This is a genomic window from Vibrio sp. Vb1574, assembly GCF_033338675.1.
Genome location: NZ_JAWOTC010000060.1, coordinates 1 through 19,869, shown reverse-complemented (window position 1 = coordinate 19,869; position 19,869 = coordinate 1). Strand labels below are relative to the sequence as shown.

The 19,869-nt window shown below is 44.3% G+C and carries 10 protein-coding genes, 1 pseudogene and 1 riboswitch; of the genes and pseudogenes, 5 read left to right on the top strand and 6 right to left on the bottom strand.

Annotated elements, in window-relative coordinates:
* Positions 1-832: 832 nt before the first annotated feature.
* Complete coding sequence (locus R7O12_RS22545) at positions 833-2,164, bottom strand: cation:proton antiporter (RefSeq protein WP_171343301.1); 1,332 nt, start codon at positions 2,162-2,164, stop codon at positions 833-835.
* 191 nt (positions 2,165-2,355) lie between these two features.
* Between R7O12_RS22545 and metH the strand changes: the two genes are divergently transcribed.
* A complete protein-coding gene (gene metH, locus R7O12_RS22540; protein WP_318126411.1) occupies positions 2,356-6,036 on the top strand; it encodes a methionine synthase in 3,681 nt (1,226 codons plus the stop codon).
* 86 nt (positions 6,037-6,122) lie between these two features.
* Here metH and lysC read toward each other — a convergent pair whose 3' ends face one another.
* Positions 6,123-7,475, bottom strand: coding sequence for a lysine-sensitive aspartokinase 3 (gene lysC, locus R7O12_RS22535; protein ID WP_017821324.1), 1,353 nt, complete (start codon positions 7,473-7,475; stop codon positions 6,123-6,125).
* Positions 7,476-7,576: 101 nt separating this feature from the next.
* Positions 7,577-7,755, bottom strand: a riboswitch (Lysine riboswitch).
* A 220-nt stretch (positions 7,756-7,975) separates the two neighbouring features.
* Between lysC and R7O12_RS22530 the strand changes: the two genes are divergently transcribed.
* A complete protein-coding gene (locus R7O12_RS22530; protein WP_054575331.1) occupies positions 7,976-9,097 on the top strand; it encodes a pyridoxal-phosphate-dependent aminotransferase family protein in 1,122 nt (373 codons plus the stop codon).
* A 62-nt stretch (positions 9,098-9,159) separates the two neighbouring features.
* Here the strand turns inward: R7O12_RS22530 and R7O12_RS22525 are convergent, their stop codons facing one another.
* The 4 genes from R7O12_RS22525 to R7O12_RS22510 form a co-directional block, all read right to left on the bottom strand.
* Positions 9,160-10,938, bottom strand: a complete 1,779-nt coding sequence (locus R7O12_RS22525) for a PglL family O-oligosaccharyltransferase (protein WP_318126409.1) — start codon at positions 10,936-10,938, stop codon at positions 9,160-9,162.
* Positions 10,939-11,005: 67 nt separating this feature from the next.
* Complete coding sequence (gene uvrA, locus R7O12_RS22520; RefSeq protein WP_005381241.1) at positions 11,006-13,828, bottom strand: excinuclease ABC subunit UvrA; 2,823 nt, start codon at positions 13,826-13,828, stop codon at positions 11,006-11,008.
* A 149-nt stretch (positions 13,829-13,977) separates the two neighbouring features.
* Positions 13,978-14,850, bottom strand: coding sequence for a UTP--glucose-1-phosphate uridylyltransferase GalU (gene galU, locus R7O12_RS22515; RefSeq protein ID WP_005381239.1), 873 nt, complete (start codon positions 14,848-14,850; stop codon positions 13,978-13,980).
* A gap of 159 nt (positions 14,851-15,009) precedes the next feature.
* Complete coding sequence (locus R7O12_RS22510) at positions 15,010-15,654, bottom strand: LuxR C-terminal-related transcriptional regulator (RefSeq protein WP_005381237.1); 645 nt, start codon at positions 15,652-15,654, stop codon at positions 15,010-15,012.
* Between the two features lie 277 nt (positions 15,655-15,931).
* Here R7O12_RS22510 and R7O12_RS22505 point away from each other — a divergent pair, with 277 nt between their 5' ends.
* From R7O12_RS22505 to R7O12_RS22495, 3 genes and pseudogenes are all read left to right on the top strand, one after another.
* The gene (locus R7O12_RS22505; protein ID WP_005381235.1) at positions 15,932-16,471 is read left to right on the top strand and encodes a single-stranded DNA-binding protein; all 540 of its coding nucleotides are present in this window, start codon (positions 15,932-15,934) and stop codon (positions 16,469-16,471) included.
* A 242-nt stretch (positions 16,472-16,713) separates the two neighbouring features.
* Positions 16,714-18,723: an RNase E specificity factor CsrD gene (gene csrD / locus R7O12_RS22500; protein ID WP_005381201.1), complete on the top strand. Its 2,010-nt coding sequence runs from the start codon at positions 16,714-16,716 to the stop codon at positions 18,721-18,723.
* Positions 18,724-18,734: 11 nt separating this feature from the next.
* Positions 18,735-19,790, top strand: a pseudogene (locus tag R7O12_RS22495) (MSHA biogenesis protein MshI); the annotation flags it as partial.
* Positions 19,791-19,869 lie beyond the last annotated feature (79 nt).

Genomic DNA, 19,869 nt, shown 5'->3' with positions numbered 1-19,869 from the left:
AGTTGGTTAGAATACCGGCCTGTCACGCCGGGGGTCGCGGGTTCGAGTCCCGTCCACTCCGCCACTTATATTAAGCCTCAGTCGAAAGACTGAGGCTTTTTTCGTTTTGGTTCCCCGACTTAGCTTAAACCCACTTTCATATTGAAACCTTGCATCGAGAGGCAGGCTTCCCTCTGGTTATGCTTTCTAAGCCCTGTATGAGTGAAGTGGAACGCAGTTTTGTGTGGTTTCTACTGAACCGGGTCCTAGTATCGAGCGCTAGTTTTGAGCCTCTTCATTCACCAAAGCTCCTTTTATTCGATATTAGAAAATCTAGTTATGTGACAGAGTTTAATTGTTTGAAGTGTCGCTTGTTTCTAATTTGAAAACAGGACTACTTTGAATACAAGTTTAGTCTCACTGAGATCAAGAGGGAGAGGGGCTACATTTCTGTTAAGGCTTTGATCTACCTGAATGCTAGCTCAGTTTTATCTTGGTGGGATTGCTAACCTGTTTGGGTTCTGAACGCACTCACCCTAAATGTCTCTTTCTCATAAAAATACAAACTCGCTCATTGCTAAGTATTGTGGAAGTTTAGCTTTGATATTTGCGAGGAGCCTATATTGCCAAGGGAAGAGAAGGATACAGATGAAAATGGGTAAATTAAAAGGCTCGTCTATGAATACTATCTATCGGCAATAGTTAGTATCTATGAAAATGTAGCGTAGCGATTCTTAGTATATTTGAAGGTATATCAAAGAATAAGGAGCATTCGTCCTTGAAGGGGAATCTGAAAATTAGTTATGAAAAAAGCAGCTAGGTAGCTGCTTTTTATTTATTAAGTTACGTGTCTTTAAGAGTCCACTGGCTCCGTATGTTCCGGAGTGGTTATTGCTTGGTTGTTCTCTTCCATCTTCTTCTCTTCTGCTTTTGCTTTTTCAATCATTGGGGTGATTGTTGAGCCTTGAATGAGGATAGAGAAAACAACGACGGAGTAGGTCATTACAAGAATAATCTCTTTTACATCGATTAACTTATCTTGAATCACCCAAATACCAGATGGAATGGAAAGTGCCATTGCCAATGCAAGGCCCCCGCGTAAGCCGCCCCACGTCAAAATACGTACTGACCACGGGTTATATTTTCTGTAACGCTTAAAGCCAATGTACGAGAGAAATACGCTTAAATAGCGAGCTGCTAGTACAAGAGGGACTGAAATAGCCATCATGATCCAGTCTTCTTTGTGGAATTCAAACAGCAGCATCGACATGCCGATCAGTAGGAATAACACGCCATTCAAGAACTCATCAACAAGCTCCCAAAAATGGTCAAGGTGATCTTCACTCTCTTTTGAAAAGCCAATAAAGCGTGTCCAGTTGCCAATCATAATACCGGATACAACCATTGCGAGTGGGCCTGATACATGGATGTATTCAGCAAATGCGTAACCTGCTGTTGGGACACCAATGGTAAGTAACAATTCCATTGAGTGATCATCGGTGGCACTGATCAAGTAGTGGAATAGCAAACCGAGGACGAAACCATATGTGATACCACCGATAGCTTCTTGGATGAAGAGTAAGGTGACACTACCTACAGTTGGTGCCTCAGTGCCAAATGCAATCGTAAATAGAGTGACGAAGATAACCAAACCGAAGCCATCATTGAAGAGCGATTCTCCTTCAATCTGAGTGGAGATACGTTTAGGAGCATCGAGTTTTTTCACAATAGCCAATACAGCGATTGGGTCAGTTGGCGATATTAGAGCACCAAATAGTAAGCAGTAGACCAAATCAAATTGGATGCCAATTAACTGACAAAACCCATACAGCGTAAATCCAATAAAGAACGTAGAAAACAGTGTAGCTCCAAGGGCTAAAACAGTGATCTCCCACTTTTGATCTTTAAGGTTCGGGAGTTTGATGCCTAGTCCACCAGCAAATAGTAAGAAGCCAAGAATGCCTTTGAGCAAGAAATCTTCGAAGTTAATCCTTGTGACCGTCTCCGTCGCAATTTCGGTGAGATGGAACCAGTTGTTTTGACCCGCAATTAAGATTAGAAGTGAAAGCACCATTGAACCTGCGGTAATCGCAATGGTGGTTTGCATCTTTCCTATCTTGCTGTTTACAAAAGCAATTAGCATCGCAGCTGCGGATAGAAAACATAAAGTATGATAGACCGACATAGAGCTCTCTATTTGTAACATTTTATGAATGGAATTCTCGGCTGATGCTGCTTAAATAGCAAACATTTTTTCGTGATTATTTTGTAAGTTAAGAAGGAGATAAAATAATCATTAATTCCACGTTTAGACGTCTAGACTCCTGAAGTTTGTGTGATAGGATGGAAAGATAACTAAAGGAATGAGGCTGTACTGTGGGAAGTAACGTAAGACAACAGATTGAAGCTCAATTGAAGCAACGTATTCTTTTGATTGATGGTGGTATGGGAACCATGATTCAAGGGTACAAACTTGAAGAGCAAGACTATCGAGGAACGCGCTTTGCGGATTGGCATTGTGATCTAAAAGGTAACAACGACCTGTTGGTTCTAAGTCAGCCTCAACTTATCAAGGAAATTCACGCTGCATATTTAGAAGCGGGTGCAGATATTCTTGAGACCAACACTTTTAACGCAACAACCATTGCGATGGCTGACTACGAGATGGAAAGCCTAAGTGAAGAAATTAACTTTGCAGCTGCCAAGCTTGCACGTGAAGTTGCAGACGAATGGACCGCAAAAACACCCGATAAACCACGTTATGTCGCAGGGGTTTTAGGGCCAACAAACCGAACTTGTTCTATTTCTCCTGATGTAAATGACCCCGGATATCGAAATGTTTCTTTCGACGAGTTAGTTGAGGCTTACTCTGAATCGACTCGAGCGCTGATTAAAGGTGGTTCTGATCTTATTCTTATCGAGACCATCTTCGATACTCTTAACGCTAAGGCTTGTTCATTTGCTGTTGAAAGTGTGTTTGAAGAGATGGGTATTGAGTTACCTGTGATGATCTCGGGGACTATTACTGATGCTTCCGGTAGAACATTATCCGGTCAAACCACAGAAGCGTTTTACAACTCATTACGTCATGTTAAACCGATTTCGTTTGGTTTGAACTGTGCACTTGGCCCGGATGAACTGCGTCCTTATGTTGAAGAGCTCTCGCGTATATCAGAATCTTTTGTTTCCGCTCACCCAAATGCTGGGCTTCCGAATGCATTCGGCGAATACGATTTGTCGCCAGAAGATATGGCTAAGCATGTTAAAGAGTGGGCTCAAAGTGGCTTTTTAAACTTGATTGGTGGGTGTTGTGGTACAACTCCTGAGCACATTCGCCAAATGGCACTCGCGGTTGAAAATATCGCCCCTCGTCAATTACCTGAACTTCCCGTTGCTTGTCGCTTGTCTGGCTTAGAGCCGCTCACGATTGATAAAGACTCTTTATTTATCAATGTCGGTGAGCGTACGAATGTAACCGGTTCTGCGCGTTTTAAGCGCTTGATTAAAGAAGAGCTGTACGATGAAGCGCTCGATGTGGCTCGTCAACAAGTTGAAAATGGCGCTCAAATTATCGATATCAACATGGATGAAGGCATGTTGGATGCACAAGCTTGTATGGTTCGCTTTTTAAACCTTTGTGCGTCAGAACCTGAAATCTCAAAAGTACCAATCATGGTTGACTCTTCCAAGTGGGAGGTTATTGAAGCCGGTCTTAAGTGCATCCAAGGCAAAGGCATTGTTAACTCGATCTCTCTCAAAGAAGGCAAAGAGAAATTCGTTGAACAAGCTAAGTTGATCCGCCGTTACGGGGCGGCTGTGATTGTGATGGCGTTTGATGAGATTGGGCAAGCAGATACACGTGAGCGCAAAGTAGAAATTTGTACCAACGCTTACCGAATTCTTGTTGATGAAGTGGGCTTTCCACCAGAAGACATCATTTTTGACCCAAACATTTTTGCCATTGCTACGGGGATCGAGGAGCATAATAACTACGCGGTGGATTTCATTGAAGCCGTTGGCGATATCAAACGTGATTTACCACACGCGATGATCTCGGGTGGTGTTTCTAACGTCTCATTCTCTTTCCGTGGCAATAACTATGTACGTGAAGCGATTCACGCGGTGTTCCTCTACCACTGTTTTAAAAACGGTATGGATATGGGGATTGTGAATGCGGGTCAGTTAGAAATCTACGATAACGTGCCTGAAAAATTGCGTGAGGCTGTGGAAGATGTCGTTCTTAACCGTCATGATGACGCCACTGAGAGATTGTTAGATATCGCGGCGGAATATGCAGGCAAAGGGGTAGGTAAAGAGGAGGATGCCTCTGCACTTGAGTGGAGAACTTGGCCTGTTGAAAAGCGCTTAGAGCACGCGTTAGTGAAAGGAATAACTGAGTTCATCGTTGATGATACCGAAGAGGCTCGTGTCAACGCTTCAAAGCCATTAGAGGTGATTGAAGGCCCATTAATGGATGGGATGAACGTCGTCGGAGACTTGTTTGGTGAAGGTAAAATGTTCCTTCCTCAGGTCGTAAAATCTGCACGAGTGATGAAGCAAGCAGTCGCGCATCTGGAGCCCTACATCAATGCAGAAAAGCAGGTGGGACAAACAAACGGTAAGATTTTGCTAGCGACGGTCAAAGGTGATGTACATGATATCGGGAAAAATATCGTTGGCGTTGTATTGCAGTGCAATAACTACGAAATTATCGATCTTGGTGTCATGGTTCCTTGCGAAAAGATCTTAAAAGTAGCGCAAGAAGAAAACGTCGATATTATTGGTTTATCAGGGTTGATCACGCCTTCATTAGACGAAATGGTGCATGTTGCAAAAGAGATGGAGCGTCTCGACTTTAACTTACCTCTTCTCATCGGTGGCGCAACAACGTCAAAAGCCCATACAGCAGTTAAGATTGAGCAAAATTACAAGCATCCAGTGGTTTACGTGAACAACGCCTCACGTGCAGTGGGCGTATGTACTTCTCTTCTGTCAGATGAACGTCGCCCTGAGTTTGTTGAAAAACTTGAAGCTGATTACGAACGAGTACGTGATCAACATAATCGAAAGAAACCGAGAACCAAACCAGTGACATTAGAAGCGGCTCGAGCGAATAAAGTTGCTATCGATTGGGAAGCTTACACCCCTCCAGTGCCTGTTAAGCCTGGCATTCATATCTTCGATGATTTTGATGTGGCTATATTACGTCAATACATCGATTGGACACCATTCTTTATGACTTGGTCACTTGTGGGTAAGTATCCAACAATTTTCCAACATGAAGAAGTTGGTGAAGAAGCAAAACGTTTATTCGAAGATGCCAACGAGTTACTTGATCGAGTTGAGCGAGAAGGCCTGTTAAAAGCGCGTGGAATGTGTGGCTTATTCCCTGCTGCGAGCGTGGGGGACGACATTGAAGTTTATGCTGATGAAACTCGTACCGACGTTGTGAAAGTATTACGTAACTTGCGACAACAGACCGAGAAACCAAAAGGATTCAACTATTGTTTATCCGACTACATCGCACCTAAAGAGTCGGGTAAACATGATTGGATAGGGGCATTTGCTGTCACTGGTGGTATTGGTGAACGAGAGCTTGCTGATGAATACAAAGCACAGGGAGATGATTACAACGCAATTATGATTCAAGCGGTGGCGGATCGCCTAGCCGAAGCGTTTGCTGAGTATTTGCATGAGCGTGTCCGTAAAGAAATTTGGGGTTATGCAGCTGATGAAGATTTATCTAACGATGATCTCATTCGTGAAAAATACCAAGGTATTCGCCCTGCGCCGGGTTATCCCGCGTGTCCTGAACATACTGAAAAAGGACCGCTTTGGGAGTTACTTAATGTGGAAGAGAACATTGGTATGACTCTAACCTCCAGCTATGCAATGTATCCGGGCGCGTCAGTCTCTGGTTGGTATTTCTCTCATCCTGACTCACGTTACTTTGCGATCGCACAGATCCAAGAAGATCAGCTAGAGAGTTACGCCGATCGTAAGGGGTGGGATAGGATCGAGGCTGAAAAATGGTTAGGGCCAAACATTAACGGTTAAATTGATGTTTACCTCGTCCAAATGTAACAACTAATGAAACGACAAAGGGCTGCAAATACGCAGCCCTTTGTTTTATTGAGTTGAACTTACTTCTCAAACAACTCAGTGTGGAGTTTTTGTATGGCTTGTTTCGATACCGATTCATGGAGCAAGAAGCATAAGTTGTGAGGGCTAGCGCCATAACAAATCATGCGTAGGTTAAAATCTTCTAGCGTGCCAAAAACCTGTTTCGCGTAGCCTTTACTCTCACTCATGTTGTTTCCAATGAGAGCAACGAGGCATAGGTCATGTTCAACTTCTACCTTACATAACTCTTCTAACTCTTCTCGTGCAGCTTGCGGCAGCTGTGGTGCTCCGCCAGAGGTATCAGTTTGATCAAGTGTTAACGATACACTGATTTCAGATGTCGTGATCAAATCGACAGAGATCTTATGCTTTGCAAGGATCTCAAAGACCTTTGCTAAAAAACCGTATGCGTGGAACATATTGGCGCTGCGTAGCGTTACCATGGTTTGGTTACAACGCAAAGCTAGCGCACGGAATAACGGTGAGCTTTCGACTTGGTGGCGAATCCAAGTTCCCCCTTTTTCTGGCTCTTTCGATGACCCTACAAATACCGGAATGTCGTGGCGCAATGCAGGTACTAGCGTAGAAGGGTGAAGGATTTTAGCGCCAAAGTTAGCCATTTCTGAAGCTTCACTAAAGCTGATCTCGGGAATTGGTGAGGCTTTTGGTGCAATTCGCGGGTCTGTTGTGTAGATTCCCGGAACATCAGTCCAGATTTCTAGCCCTGCCGCTTTAACGCTCTCAGCAATTAAGGCGGCGCTGTAATCGCTGCCCCCTCGACCTAATGTTGTTGTATTACCGGCTTCGTCAGATCCTATGAAGCCTTGAGTAACAACAACGGATTGTTGGCAAAGTGGTACGAGTTTATCTTGCGCAAGCGTCGAAATTGCTTCAATGTTTGGCTCCGCGCGACCAAAGTTGTCATCAGTACGCAGCACATCGCGGATATCAAAGCGCACTGCTTGAATGCCTCGCTCACACATTAACTGAGTTAGAATGTGCGTCGACATGAGTTCACCACATGCGACTAAATGATCGGTTAACTTCGCACTAGCTTGGATAGATGCAGCCTCGGCCAGGCTGGTTACGGTATCTAATATGCCATACACCTCGGCAGCAGTTTTCGTGCTGTCTTCGAGCTGAGTTAAAATGGCGTCATGAATGTTGGCCAGATTTTGCAGCAGCTCAGTACGGTGCGTTTGATCCTGAACGCCGTTGGCGAGTTCTACCAATAGGTTGGTGACGCCAGAGCAAGCGCTGCTCACGACCAGGCGAGTATTTGGATTGTTTTCGATAATGGTGGCGCAACGACTCATTGCCTCAAAGTTGGCAACACTGGTTCCACCGAATTTAGCTACGTTAAATGCGCTCACTGCGTTCTCCCACGACTTCCTAAAAAATTGTACATCCAATGTTTAGTGAGAAAAGGAACAGAGCAAAAAGAGAGGTATTTAGAATGCTATTTGAAAAATTTACCCTCAGAAGCCCTTCATCAGACTGCGCTGATGACAGTTGATGGGATTCAGCCCAATTCAACCGACAAGTCAAATCCTGCAACTTTGACTTACCTCGGCACTACTCCCCCTCAATGATTGGTGTTGGAATTGCGGTTCCACAAATCATCTACCTGGGTAGCGCTCCTCTTCTACATAAAGCTCAAACATTGAACGGTTTTGAGGCCTTAATGTCAATCAATATTTCAACCTTTATGGTGTTTTTTATTAACGATTTTGTGACACTGGTTTGACCTCCATACTTACGGCTAATTGCTGATAGAGGAAAAATCTATTAGGGTGAAGAACCCTACACCTGAGCCATGTTATTGAATAGAACTTTTAGAATGCTCAGGATAAAAGATAATCAAGGAGCTGACATGTCGATCCAAAGCTTTATTCCACCTCACCGTATTTTAATGGGACCTGGTCCTTCTGATATTTATCCTCAAGTGTTACAAGCACTAAGCCGTCCTACTGTAGGTCACCTTGATCCTCTGTTTATCGGTATGATGGATGAGCTCAAGCAGCTATTGAAGTATGTCTTTCAAACTGACAATGAGTTCACTATTGCGGTTTCAGCGCCAGGTAGTGCAGGGATGGAAACCTGCTTTGTAAACTTGATCGAGAAAGGCGATAAAGTGATCGTCTGCCGTAATGGTGTATTTGGTGAACGCATGCGCGAAAATGTCGTCCGTGCTGGTGGTGAAGTTGTTATCGTCGATGATGAATGGGGGACGCCTGTTTCCATTGATAAAGTCGAGCAAGCATTCGAACAGCACCCAGATACAAAAGTTCTTGCTTTTGTGCATGCGGAAACCTCAACTGGTGCAGTCAGTGATGCTCAAGCATTGGGTAAGCTGGCGAAACAGCATAATGCATTATCTATTGTTGATGCGGTGACATCGCTTGGTGGTGTGCCGTTAAAAGTGGATGAATGGCAACTGGATGCGGTTTACTCTGGTAGTCAAAAATGTTTGTCATGTGTACCTGGGCTCTCACCAGTGACGTTTTCTCCTGCCGCGATTGAAAAGATTCAAGCAAGAACAACACCAGTACAGAGTTGGTTCCTCGATCAGAGTTTAGTTTTGGGGTATTGGAGTGGAGAAGGCAAGCGTAGTTACCATCATACGGCGCCAGTTAATAGCTTGTATGCGCTTCATGAAGCTTTATTGATACTGAAAAATGAAGGATTAGAAAACGCTTGGGCTCGTCACCAACTGATGCATGAAAAACTCAAAAATGGCTTACAAAAGTTAGGCTTTGAATTTGTTGTGGACGAAGCCCATCGGTTGCCACAATTAAATGCGATTTACGTGCCTGAAGGAATTGATGAAGCAAAAGTTCGTGCTCACTTGCTAGAAACCTATAACCTAGAAATTGGTGCAGGCCTTGGGGCATTAGCTGGTAAAGCGTGGCGTATTGGCTTAATGGGTTACGGCGCTCGATCTGAAAACGTTGCGCTGTGCTTAAAAGCGTTAGAAGAGTCACTCACTGAATAAAATCATACAGCAATGAGATGAAGAAAAGCGAAGGTCATCCCTTCGCTTTTTTGTACTTATTACTATTCACCTGAAGTGGGGGCTGGTGAGGCAGAGATTGCTTGAGAAGGTGGTTGGTAATTGACGTCACTGAAATCAATCTTCGGGAACAAAAACTGCGCTTCAGCTCTAATTTGCTCCGCTTTACTTGAGTCATCTAAGCCTTGGTAGGCCAAAATCAAATTATTATAAAATGCAGGGCGAGGCTTATCTTTGATGATTTTTAGCGACCAATCGATATAAGGCTGAATCAAGGTTGCGTCTTGTTGGTACAGCCCAAGGTTTAAAAACGTGCTATAGACATCCCAATCAAATCTGTCTTTCCAAACTACAGGGTTACTGACTTGATTCAGAATATCAGGGTTAGTTGGTCTAGTGGTCTCAAACTTCGTCAATACATAGTTCGTATGTAATGCGCTTACCATGTAAAACGTAAACGCAACGGGAAGTACCAAACTAAAAACACGCAGCAAGCTTTTGGTCACATTACTAAAGCCGACTTGTCGATAACGAGAGACGCGCTGATCGACCCAGTACAGTAGGATAACGAAGATCAACCAATGCACGAGAGAGTGGTAGAAAGGGTATTCCAGTTGTGAGTGCAATACGATAGGTATAAACAAGGCCAGCAACGCAAGACGAGTTCCGCGTTTGGCTTGATAGATTCGATACAGTACCAGTGCCATCGCTAAGAAGATGCCGAGTATTGGCAGCAAGCCACCTTCTACTCCCCAGTAAAGCAGCTCGTTATGCGGATGATCCATGGCTGGCAAACCAGCTGGGTAATTCTCATTTAGGGCATGTTGACGAGCCGTATACAGCATGTACTCAGATTCAAACTTACCATATCCATAACCAGTAAAAGGCTTTTCAATCACCATGTCTAATGTTTGCGGAAAAGTATACGCTCGAGGAGACTCCATATTTACTTTTTCTGCGGCTAACCCACCTCCATCAGGAAAGGCAAGATGCATGACAACGACTGAGAGTAAGAGCCCACTTACAAGTGACACAACCCAGCGGATAAAGCGCCCTTTGGTTGCAAAGCGGTACATGTATGGAATGACCAACAACACGGCGATGACCGAGGCTAACCAACCAGTGCGTGAAGCCAACGCCACAATTAGTGGTAAAGTTAAAACTGGTACGGCATAGAGAAGGTAAACATCGCTTAACTTACGATCGTATTTGTAGGGCTGACGTGCAAGTAAATAGCTGGCAATCACCAACCCTGTCGCAAGAAAACTGGCCATTACATTGGGCTGTTGGAAAATACCATAAGGACGATTGGCCACCGTGTCGTAACCAAACGGATTGCCTGGTTTGAGATACAGATATTGTGTCAAACCAAAAATGGCTTCGATAACAACCGCAAGGACAATGAACCATAATAGGCGTTGGCGATGTTTATTACTGAAATGAAATTGTTGTAAAACAATAAAGAACAGGACACCACACCACAGGCCTATGAGCTTATTGGCTGCCAAGCTGCTATTCGCATTTGGGTACAGAATGGGCACTGTCATGATAAGAGCACTAATGAACAAGCCGATGGTTAGTTTTGAGTAACGTAGCACTCGATTATTCGCTAGTTGGTAACACCCAATGCCTAATGCAAAGCTAAAAGCAATCCAAGTTGTCACATTGAACGAAAGCGAAAGCCCCGAACCGCCGGGGTTGGGCATGAAAAAGTGCATTGCCAACACAAATAGTGTTGCCAAGGCAATGAGAAACTTGCGATTGAGGGGAACCTGTACTTTTTCGGGAGAAAGCTTTGTTCCACTTACATGTATAGTAGCCATAGTTATTGCGTTGTTTTGAATGAAAAAAGACCAGCACTTGCTGGTCTCGATACTTTACCTGTTTTTTCTACTTCAACATAGGCTTGAGGAAGTGAGCTGTGTGCGAACCCTCGATTTGCGACACATCTTCCGGAGTGCCTTGAGCGATTATCTCGCCGCCACCTTGACCCCCTTCAGGACCAAGATCGATAATCCAGTCCGCAGTCTTAATGACGTCCAGGTTATGCTCGATCACCACGACAGTATTTCCGTGGTCGCGAAGTCTGTGCAGTACAGTGAGCAACTGCTGGATATCATGGAAGTGAAGGCCGGTTGTTGGTTCATCCAAAATGTACAAGGTTTTTCCTGTATCACGTTTGGATAGCTCTCGCGCCAGTTTCACACGCTGTGCTTCACCACCGGAGAGTGTTGTTGCCGCTTGACCCAATCGTATGTACGACAAACCGACATCCATCAGTGTTTGTAGTTTGCGAGCGATGGCAGGAACTGGATCGAAGAAGGTGCGTGCATCTTCGACCGTCATTTCTAGCACTTCATCAATAGTTTTACCTTTGTAACGTACTTCGAGCGTTTCACGGTTGTAGCGTTTACCTTTACACACATCACATGGCACATAAACATCTGGTAGGAAGTGCATTTCTACTTTGATAACACCGTCACCCTGACAGGCCTCACAACGACCACCGCGTACGTTAAAACTAAAACGGCCCGGTTTGTAACCGCGAGAACGCGACTCCTGTGTGCCTGCAAACAGTTCACGGATTGGGGTAAAGATCCCCGTATAGGTTGCAGGGTTAGAGCGAGGTGTACGGCCAATTGGGCTTTGATCGATATCGATGACTTTATCGAAGTGCTCTAGACCTTTAATCGATTTATAAGGTGAAGGCTGAGCCGTTGTCGCTCCGTTAAGTTGGGTATGCGCAATTTTAAAGAAAGTATCATTAATCAGCGTTGATTTACCTGAGCCAGATACTCCTGTAATACAGCTGAATAACCCAACAGGAATTGAAAGGTTAACGTTTTTAAGGTTATTACCTGTAGCGCCTAATAGCTCAACCGTTTTTTTCGGATCTCGCGGCGTGCGATCTTTCGGTACTGCGATTTCTTTAACACCACTTAAGTACTGACCTGTCAGAGAATTCGGATTCGCGACTATCTCTTCCATGGTGCCTTCCGCAACAACATTACCACCATGTACGCCAGCACCAGGACCAATATCTATGACATGATCTGCACAGCGAATCGCATCTTCATCGTGTTCTACCACAAGTACGGTATTACCTAAATCGCGCAAATGAGTCAGTGTTTTTAGGAGTCGTTCGTTATCACGCTGGTGGAGGCCAATCGACGGTTCATCTAAGACGTACATGACACCAACAAGACCTGCACCAATTTGGCTTGCTAAACGAATACGTTGAGCTTCACCGCCTGATAAGGTTTCAGCACTGCGTGATAAGTTTAGGTAGTTCAAACCGACGTTAACTAAGAATTGCAGACGGTCGTTGATTTCCTTCATCACTTTTTCAGCGATTTGGGCGCGTTGACCTTCCAGTTTCAAGGAATGGAAGAATTCCAATGCATCAGCAATGCTGAGTTCAACAATCTCAGGTAGTGTCGTATCAGCAATAAACACGTTACGTGCTTCAAGGCGTAGACGAGTACCGCCACAGCTTGAACAAGATTTAGTGGAGATGTATTTTGCAAGCTCTTCACGGACAGAGTTGGATTCTGTATCACGATAGCGACGTTCTAGGGTATTCAGAATACCTTCGAATGGATGGCGTTTAACGCGAATATCGCCACGATCGTTGATGTATTTAAACTCAATCTCAGTACGACCTGAGCCCTTTAGAATGACATCTTGCGTTTTCTTTGGCAGAGAATTAAAAGGGGCATGGAGGTCAAAACCATAATGATCGGCCAATGAGGTGAGCATTTGGAAGTAGTAGTAGTTCTTTTGATCCCAACCGCGAATCGCACCTTGTGCCAAGCTTAATGAATCATCTTGAATGACTCGGCTTGGATCGAAGTATTGTTGAACACCCAAGCCATCACAAGTGCCACATGCACCAGCAGGGTTGTTGAATGAGAAAAGTCGCGGCTCTAACTCTTGCATGCTGTAACCACATTGTGGACAAGCGAAGTTGGCGGAGAAAATAATCTCTTCACCGTCGCCATCCATTGGCGCGACAACCGCAATTCCGCCTGATAATTCGAGCGTGGTCTCGAAAGATTCGGCCAAGCGCTGTTGTAAGTCTGGACGAACTTTAAAGCGGTCTACCACCACTTCAATGGTGTGCTTTTTATGTAGCTCAAGGGTTGGAGGATCGGAAAGATCGCAAGTTTCTCCATCAATACGCGCACGAATAAAGCCTTGAGCCGCTAAGTTCTCAAGCGTTTTAACATGCTCACCTTTACGTTCTTTGACAATAGGCGCCAATAGCATCATTTTGCTGCCTTCCGGCATCTCTAGGACTTTGTCCACCATTTGGCTGATGGTTTGCGCAGCAAGAGGGGCATGGTGCGTTGGACAGCGGGGTTCGCCCACACGAGCATACAATAGACGTAAGTAGTCGTAGACTTCGGTAATTGTACCGACGGTTGAACGCGGGTTATGAGAAGTAGATTTCTGTTCAATAGAAATCGCAGGTGATAATCCTTCAATGTGGTCGACATCGGGTTTTTCCATCAGAGACAAAAACTGACGAGCGTAGGCAGAGAGAGACTCTACGTAGCGTCGTTGGCCTTCTGCATACAATGTATCGAAAGCGAGAGAGGATTTACCGGAGCCACTTAGTCCAGTAATGACAATCAGTTTATCGCGAGGGATTGTAAGATTAATGTCTTTAAGGTTATGGGTTCGGGCACCGCGAACTTCTATTTTATCCATCGTTTTTGCTCTATGTATAACCAAGTGGGGCAAGTATTACATAGTGTGAGAAATGTGCAAAGAAAATTACTGGATAAAAAAACAGTAAAGTAAAAAGCCCAGCGTTGTGCTGGGCTTTCGATACAGTAATTTCGTACTACGACGATGCTTTATACAGCTTTTTGTGTTGCGTGCTTACCTAGCTCAGAGGTTTTTTCATCTTTTAGATACAGGTTTTCAAAACAATAGTTAGTTGCTTCGATGTAACCTTCAACGCTACCACAGTCAAAGCGTTTGCCCTTGAATTTGTAAGCCAACACACAGCCCGCTTTTGCTTGCTTCAGCAGCGCGTCAGTGATTTGAATTTCACCACCTTTACCAGGTTCGGTGTTTTCGATCAGTTCAAAAATATCGGGAGTCAGGATGTAGCGGCCAATGATAGCAAGGTTGCTAGGCGCCGTGCCTTTCTCTGGTTTTTCTACCATGTCGTCTACGCGATAGATGTCGTCTTTGATCATTTCACCAGAGATAACGCCGTATTTGTGTGTTTCTTCGGCTGGTACTTCTTGCACTGCAACGATAGAACAGCGGAACTGCTTAAATAGTGCCACCATCTGAGCCAGTACGCCCTCTTGCTCGTTCACACAAAGGTCATCAGCAAGAACAACAGCAAATGGCTCATCGCCTACCAATTCTCGTCCAGTTAGAATCGCGTGGCCCAAGCCTTTCATTTCGCGTTGACGTATATAAGTGAAGTTTGCAGATTCAATGATTTCACGGATATCTACCAACAGCTCTTCTTTGTTGGTACCGCTAATCTGATGTTCCAGTTCGTAGTTCTTATCAAAGTGGTCCATGATCGAGTGCTTGCCACGACCTGTCACAATACACATGCCGTTCATACCAGCTTGGATTGCTTCTTCGACACCGTATTCAATAAGCGGTTTGTTCACGACTGGCATCATCTCTTTTGGCATAGATTTCGTTGCCGGTAGGAAGCGTGTGCCATAGCCTGCAGCAGGGAACAGACATTTTTTTATCATTGGGGGAATATCCTATCTCGTTTTTATCAAGAATCTGCGCATAACTTTAACACGAGAGGTATCAATGAATCATGAATAAAGTAGGAAAAAATGTGAGACTCGGTGCGGAAAAAAGATGAGCGACTCGTCATTTCAGTTATCAGAGCCGCTAACATTGCATCACGACATTAAGTTTTGGTCTGCCCAGGCGATTGCCTGTACTCGGTTCTTTACGGATAGCTTTTTGAATATCTGATACAAGTGCGATTTGATGGTGAATTCACTGACGAATAACTCTTCGGCCATCTGACTGTTCGAGGCGCCAGCTTGTAGGCAACGCAGTACTTGTAGCTCACGAATGGTTAGGTCTACCGTAGCTGGTGCAGTATGAGTATTAATGACATTGCGGTAATAGTGTAAAAGTTGACTGGTTACATTACGCGGCAGCCAGTTTTGACCGTTAACAATGCCTTTTAACCCTTCTCCAATTTGCTCTAGCGTATCTTCAGAATAAAACACACCTTTTAATTGACCAAATGAAAGAAGTTCATCTGTGGTTAGTCTTTTAGGCACGTTGAAGACAACGGTTTCAAAGTTTTTCCATACAAGAGGCAAATTTTTGATCGATTGAACAAGTGATTTATGTTCACTGAAGTCGATCAGTAGAATTTTATTACGGTGTTGTGGCTTGGCTTCCATGAGTGCTGCGGTTGAAATCACCGGGATGCTCATATCAACGTACTTTTCGAGTGCCGCCACTTTTTTTTGCGCATTATCTTCCATACTGATCAGAAATAGCTTTCTTGCGTAAGCCGACTTTCTCACGTGTTCCAATCTCCCTGGGTTCAATAGAAGCCATAAACTGGCATTAAAGAGAGGCCATAACCATCGCTTTACTGAATAAATGCGTTCGAATTCAAAGCTTCACGAAACGATGTCTGCAACGCGAATCAAAAATGCTACACACGTAAGTTGAAATACGATTTGGGTTCTAGAGGGTGACTCAATAGATCACAATGGTATTAGACTTTAATCAAAACATTAAAGCGTGCTATTCTAATGCGCTAAAATTTTATATATCCAGAGTGAAACGGAGCACATCATGGCCAGCCGTGGAATTAACAAAGTTATTTTGGTGGGGAATCTAGGTAACGACCCTGAAATTCGTTACATGCCGAATGGCGGTGCAGTAGCAAACATTACTATTGCGACTTCTGATTCATGGCGTGATAAAGCGACTGGCGAACAGCGCGAAAAAACGGAATGGCACCGTGTTGTGTTGTTCGGCAAACTTGCGGAAGTAGCAGGTGAGTACTTGCGTAAAGGCTCTCAAGTTTACATTGAAGGGCAACTGCAAACTCGCAAATGGCAAGATCAAAGTGGCCAAGATCGCTACTCAACTGAAGTCGTTGTTCAAGGCTTCAATGGTGTGATGCAAATGCTTGGCGGTCGTGCTCAAGGTGGCGGCGCACCAATGGGCGGTCAACAGCAGCAACAAGGTGGATGGGGTCAGCCTCAACAGCCAGCTCAGCAGCAGTACAATGCGCCTCAGCAACAGCAACCACAACAACAGGCTCCGCAGCAATCACAGCAGCAGTACAATGAGCCACCAATGGATTTTGACGACGATATCCCGTTCTAAATTCTGCTTATGCTTGAATCGAAAAGGCCGCGAATATCGCGGCCTTTTTTATTGTCGCAATCTAATGATCTCACAGGCTTATCTTGGCAAGGTTAGGCGTAACAATAAAACTTATCAATGAGTGTGATTTTCTTTATGCTCCAGCCTCTCACTATCAGACTAATCCGATTGTTTGATGAACTCTTATCAAGTATAAATATTTCAATAAGGTATATGATGAATAAAAAAGGAATTTGGTATTCATGAGGTATACCCCAACTCTTAAGTTAAGCACACGGCTGGTGGCCTTTGTCACCATGATCGTTATCTGCGCCATGTTTATCTTGTTTGTCGGTGGCACCCTCTCTTTTAAACGTCTTGGGCAGGAATATCTCACCCATTATTTAGAAGGGATCGTAGAGGTGGTCGACAAGGAGATGGAAGATCCTGACGCCGCTTATTCTATGCAGCGCTGGATGCCGAAAATGCTGCAGGCTTCCAATATTGTCGAAATGACGTTGTCGACTAACAACGCCGTTGTTTATCGCTTCAAAGATACTTCTCATCAAATGGAAGCGTCAGTCTTGTTTGAGGCAGAGTACCAGCTGACTCACAATCAAGATTACACGATTCACTTTAAAGCAATTCCCCCTTACTTAGGTTACAGCTACTCAATGCAGGCGCTTTGGTCGATCACGCTTGCCGTGATATTGATCATCTTCTGCTTAATGCGCGGCGTGGCATGGCTTAAGGAGCAATTAGAAGGCTCCGAAATGCTCGAAGAGCGAGGCAGAATGATCCTGGCTGGTAGGGTGGAGCAGTATGCCAAAGGTGACAAAAAAGAATGGCCTTACACCGCCAGTGAAGCGCTCGATGTATTAATCGAAGAGTTACAAGATGCGCGTCAAGAGCGAAGCCGATTTGATACCTTTATTCGAACTCAAACCTTCCTTGATAAGCTAACCGGTACCGCTAACCGAGTGTTATTTGATAGCAAGTTGGAATCGGCGTTACTAGAAAGTGGGGCTCGCGGCGCCGTGTTGCTAGTGCGTATTCAAGACTGGAAACTGGTTGAAGAAGAGCAAGATAAGCAAATTACGGATGAGTTTATTGTTGAAGTTGGGAGTTTATTGTCCAATTTAGTTCAACGATACCCAGATGTTGTATTTTCCCGTTATTACGATGCTGATTTTGCGCTTTTTCTACCGCACCAAAGTGCGAAAGATGTGGCTAACCTTGCCTCGCAATGCATTCGCCAGTTAGAAAAGTTAATGCCGCCAGAGCCACTTGATCCAGACAACTGGTGCCATATTGGCATCACCACTTATAAAGAAGGTGAGCGACACAGCCAAATCATTGATGAAGCCGAGACTGCTTTGCGTAGTGCGCAACTACAAAATAACAATAATTGGAGTCGCTTCAAAAAATGGAACCACGATGAAGAAGCTCGCGGAAGTGTGAGGTGGAGAACGTTATTTGACACAGCACTTACACCTGAAAGTGTGATACTCTACGCACAATCTGTGCACCCAATAAGTGACGCGACGCATAAAAAATCATTATATGAAGAGTTAACATGTCGGATTCGCGATCCTGAGAATGGGATTGTTAAAGCGTCTCGGTTCATTTCTGCGATCAGACAGGTTGGTTATGAAGCGCAAATGGATAAGTCGGTTATTAATAAATTCTTAAGAGAGTTTAAGGATAATTTTGATAACTCAAGATCGTATGCGCTCAATTTGAATGTAACGCCATTTTCTAACCGAGAGTACTTTAAATGGTTTCGTGATGAACTCTTACAGTTGTCACGTGAGCAGAGAAAGTGTCTCAGTTTTGAGTTTGTTGAAGCACAATTTGTAAGACACTTAGACTTTATGCGACCAGTCGCTAAAATGCTGGCCGGTTTAGGGTGCCACTTAATGGTTGGGCAGGCTGGGCGTACCATAGTCAGCACTCACTATTTAAAAGAAGTGGACATTCGTTACCTTAAACTTCATCGCAGTTTAGTAGCAAAAATCGACCAACGACATGAAAACCAGCTATTTGTCCGCAGTATGCTAGGTGCGGCGGCAAACAGTAAAACTAAAATTATAGCAGTGGGAATTGAGAATCAGAACGAGCTCAACACATTAATTGAGCTCGGGGTTTATGGTGGGCAAGGGCGTTACTTTTCTGCGGAGCAGCAGTTTCTTCCTCGTCCCCAAGCGTTGCCGAATTCTCAATCAGAATCCCAAGTTAAATTGGGAAGACGAAATCGCTGGCGGAAAAAATAAAGATAATAATCATGGATTTCAAAGCACTATTCGACAAGCTTAAGCGATCATCTAGTGGTGGTCGCTCCTGCTTTTTGGTTATTCAGCCAGACGCCGTTTATTTATCATCTTCAATCAAAAGTAGTCGTCCATACCAATTTGATATTTCTGAGTCCAATTGGGAAAAAGCCGTTGAGCAAGCATTGAGCGTTGCAGCGAGTGCGTATGATTCATTAACGGTTATTCTTTCTCATAACTATTACCAGATGTACCAAATCGACAAACCGGTCATGCCGCGTCAAGAATGGCCAGCCGCATTACCGTTTTTGTTGAAAGAACTGATCTCTGAGCGTGCTATCGACATTATTGCCGATGCGGTCGAGTTACCGAATTCAACCAAAGTGCAAGCATACGTCTTATCGCGAAAAATATTGGATAAGATTGTGTTACTGGCCAGCCGAGCCCAGTTACCATTAGAAGCCATTCTTCCTGAAGACGATATTTGGGGAGAGACTGCGGGTGAACTAGGAAACTTCCTATTATTACAACGCAGTGTGCGTGGTCATTTCCGTATAAGCGCTTTTGTCGAAAATACTATTGCGTTCCACCGCTCTATTCGCAGTGTGACGCCACCGTTAACGGGGGTTCCGTCTAGCGATTTACAGATGGACAGTCTGTCGTTAGAACTGCAACGTTCGATTGATTATCTTTCATCTCAGTTACGCCACGTGCAATTACATCAATTGAAAGTGTGCTGTGATGAAGAGGATGAGAGCGAGCTTGTTCAGGCTCTGAATTACCGTTTAAGTACTAAGGTTTCACTGTTATTACCACCAGAACATGAACTATCTGGACATGTTTTGGCTGACACTGCGGCTACTTCAAATACTCGACGCGTCAACTTATATCCCGATTACTTAAAACCGAAAAAAGAGCTCCTGACGCTAAAAAATATCGCGTTATCTTGGGGCGTTGCGGCGGCTGCAATTCTATTTTCTTACGGTTATGTCACCTGGCAGAGCAGCGGTTTGGAAGATGAGATTGCTATTGTAAAAAGTAAAGGCGATATCATGAAGTCAGAGCTTGAACGTGGCTTTGTTGCGTAATTCGGACAGAAAACCAAGTCGTCCGAAATTGAATAATTATCAAACAATATACTGAGTTTCA

Excerpts from the sequence above, each read along its gene's own strand:
- R7O12_RS22545 (WP_171343301.1), bottom strand. The coding sequence starts at position 2,164 with ATGTCGGTCTATCATACTTTATGTTTTCTATCCGCAGCTGCGATGCTA.
- R7O12_RS22530 (WP_054575331.1), top strand. The coding sequence starts at position 7,976 with ATGTCGATCCAAAGCTTTATTCCACCTCACCGTATTTTAATGGGACCT.
- R7O12_RS22525 (WP_318126409.1), bottom strand. The coding sequence starts at position 10,938 with ATGGCTACTATACATGTAAGTGGAACAAAGCTTTCTCCCGAAAAAGTA.
- uvrA (WP_005381241.1), bottom strand. The coding sequence starts at position 13,828 with ATGGATAAAATAGAAGTTCGCGGTGCCCGAACCCATAACCTTAAAGAC.
- galU (WP_005381239.1), bottom strand. The coding sequence starts at position 14,850 with ATGATAAAAAAATGTCTGTTCCCTGCTGCAGGCTATGGCACACGCTTC.
- R7O12_RS22505 (WP_005381235.1), top strand. The coding sequence starts at position 15,932 with ATGGCCAGCCGTGGAATTAACAAAGTTATTTTGGTGGGGAATCTAGGT.
- csrD (WP_005381201.1), top strand. The coding sequence starts at position 16,714 with ATGAGGTATACCCCAACTCTTAAGTTAAGCACACGGCTGGTGGCCTTT.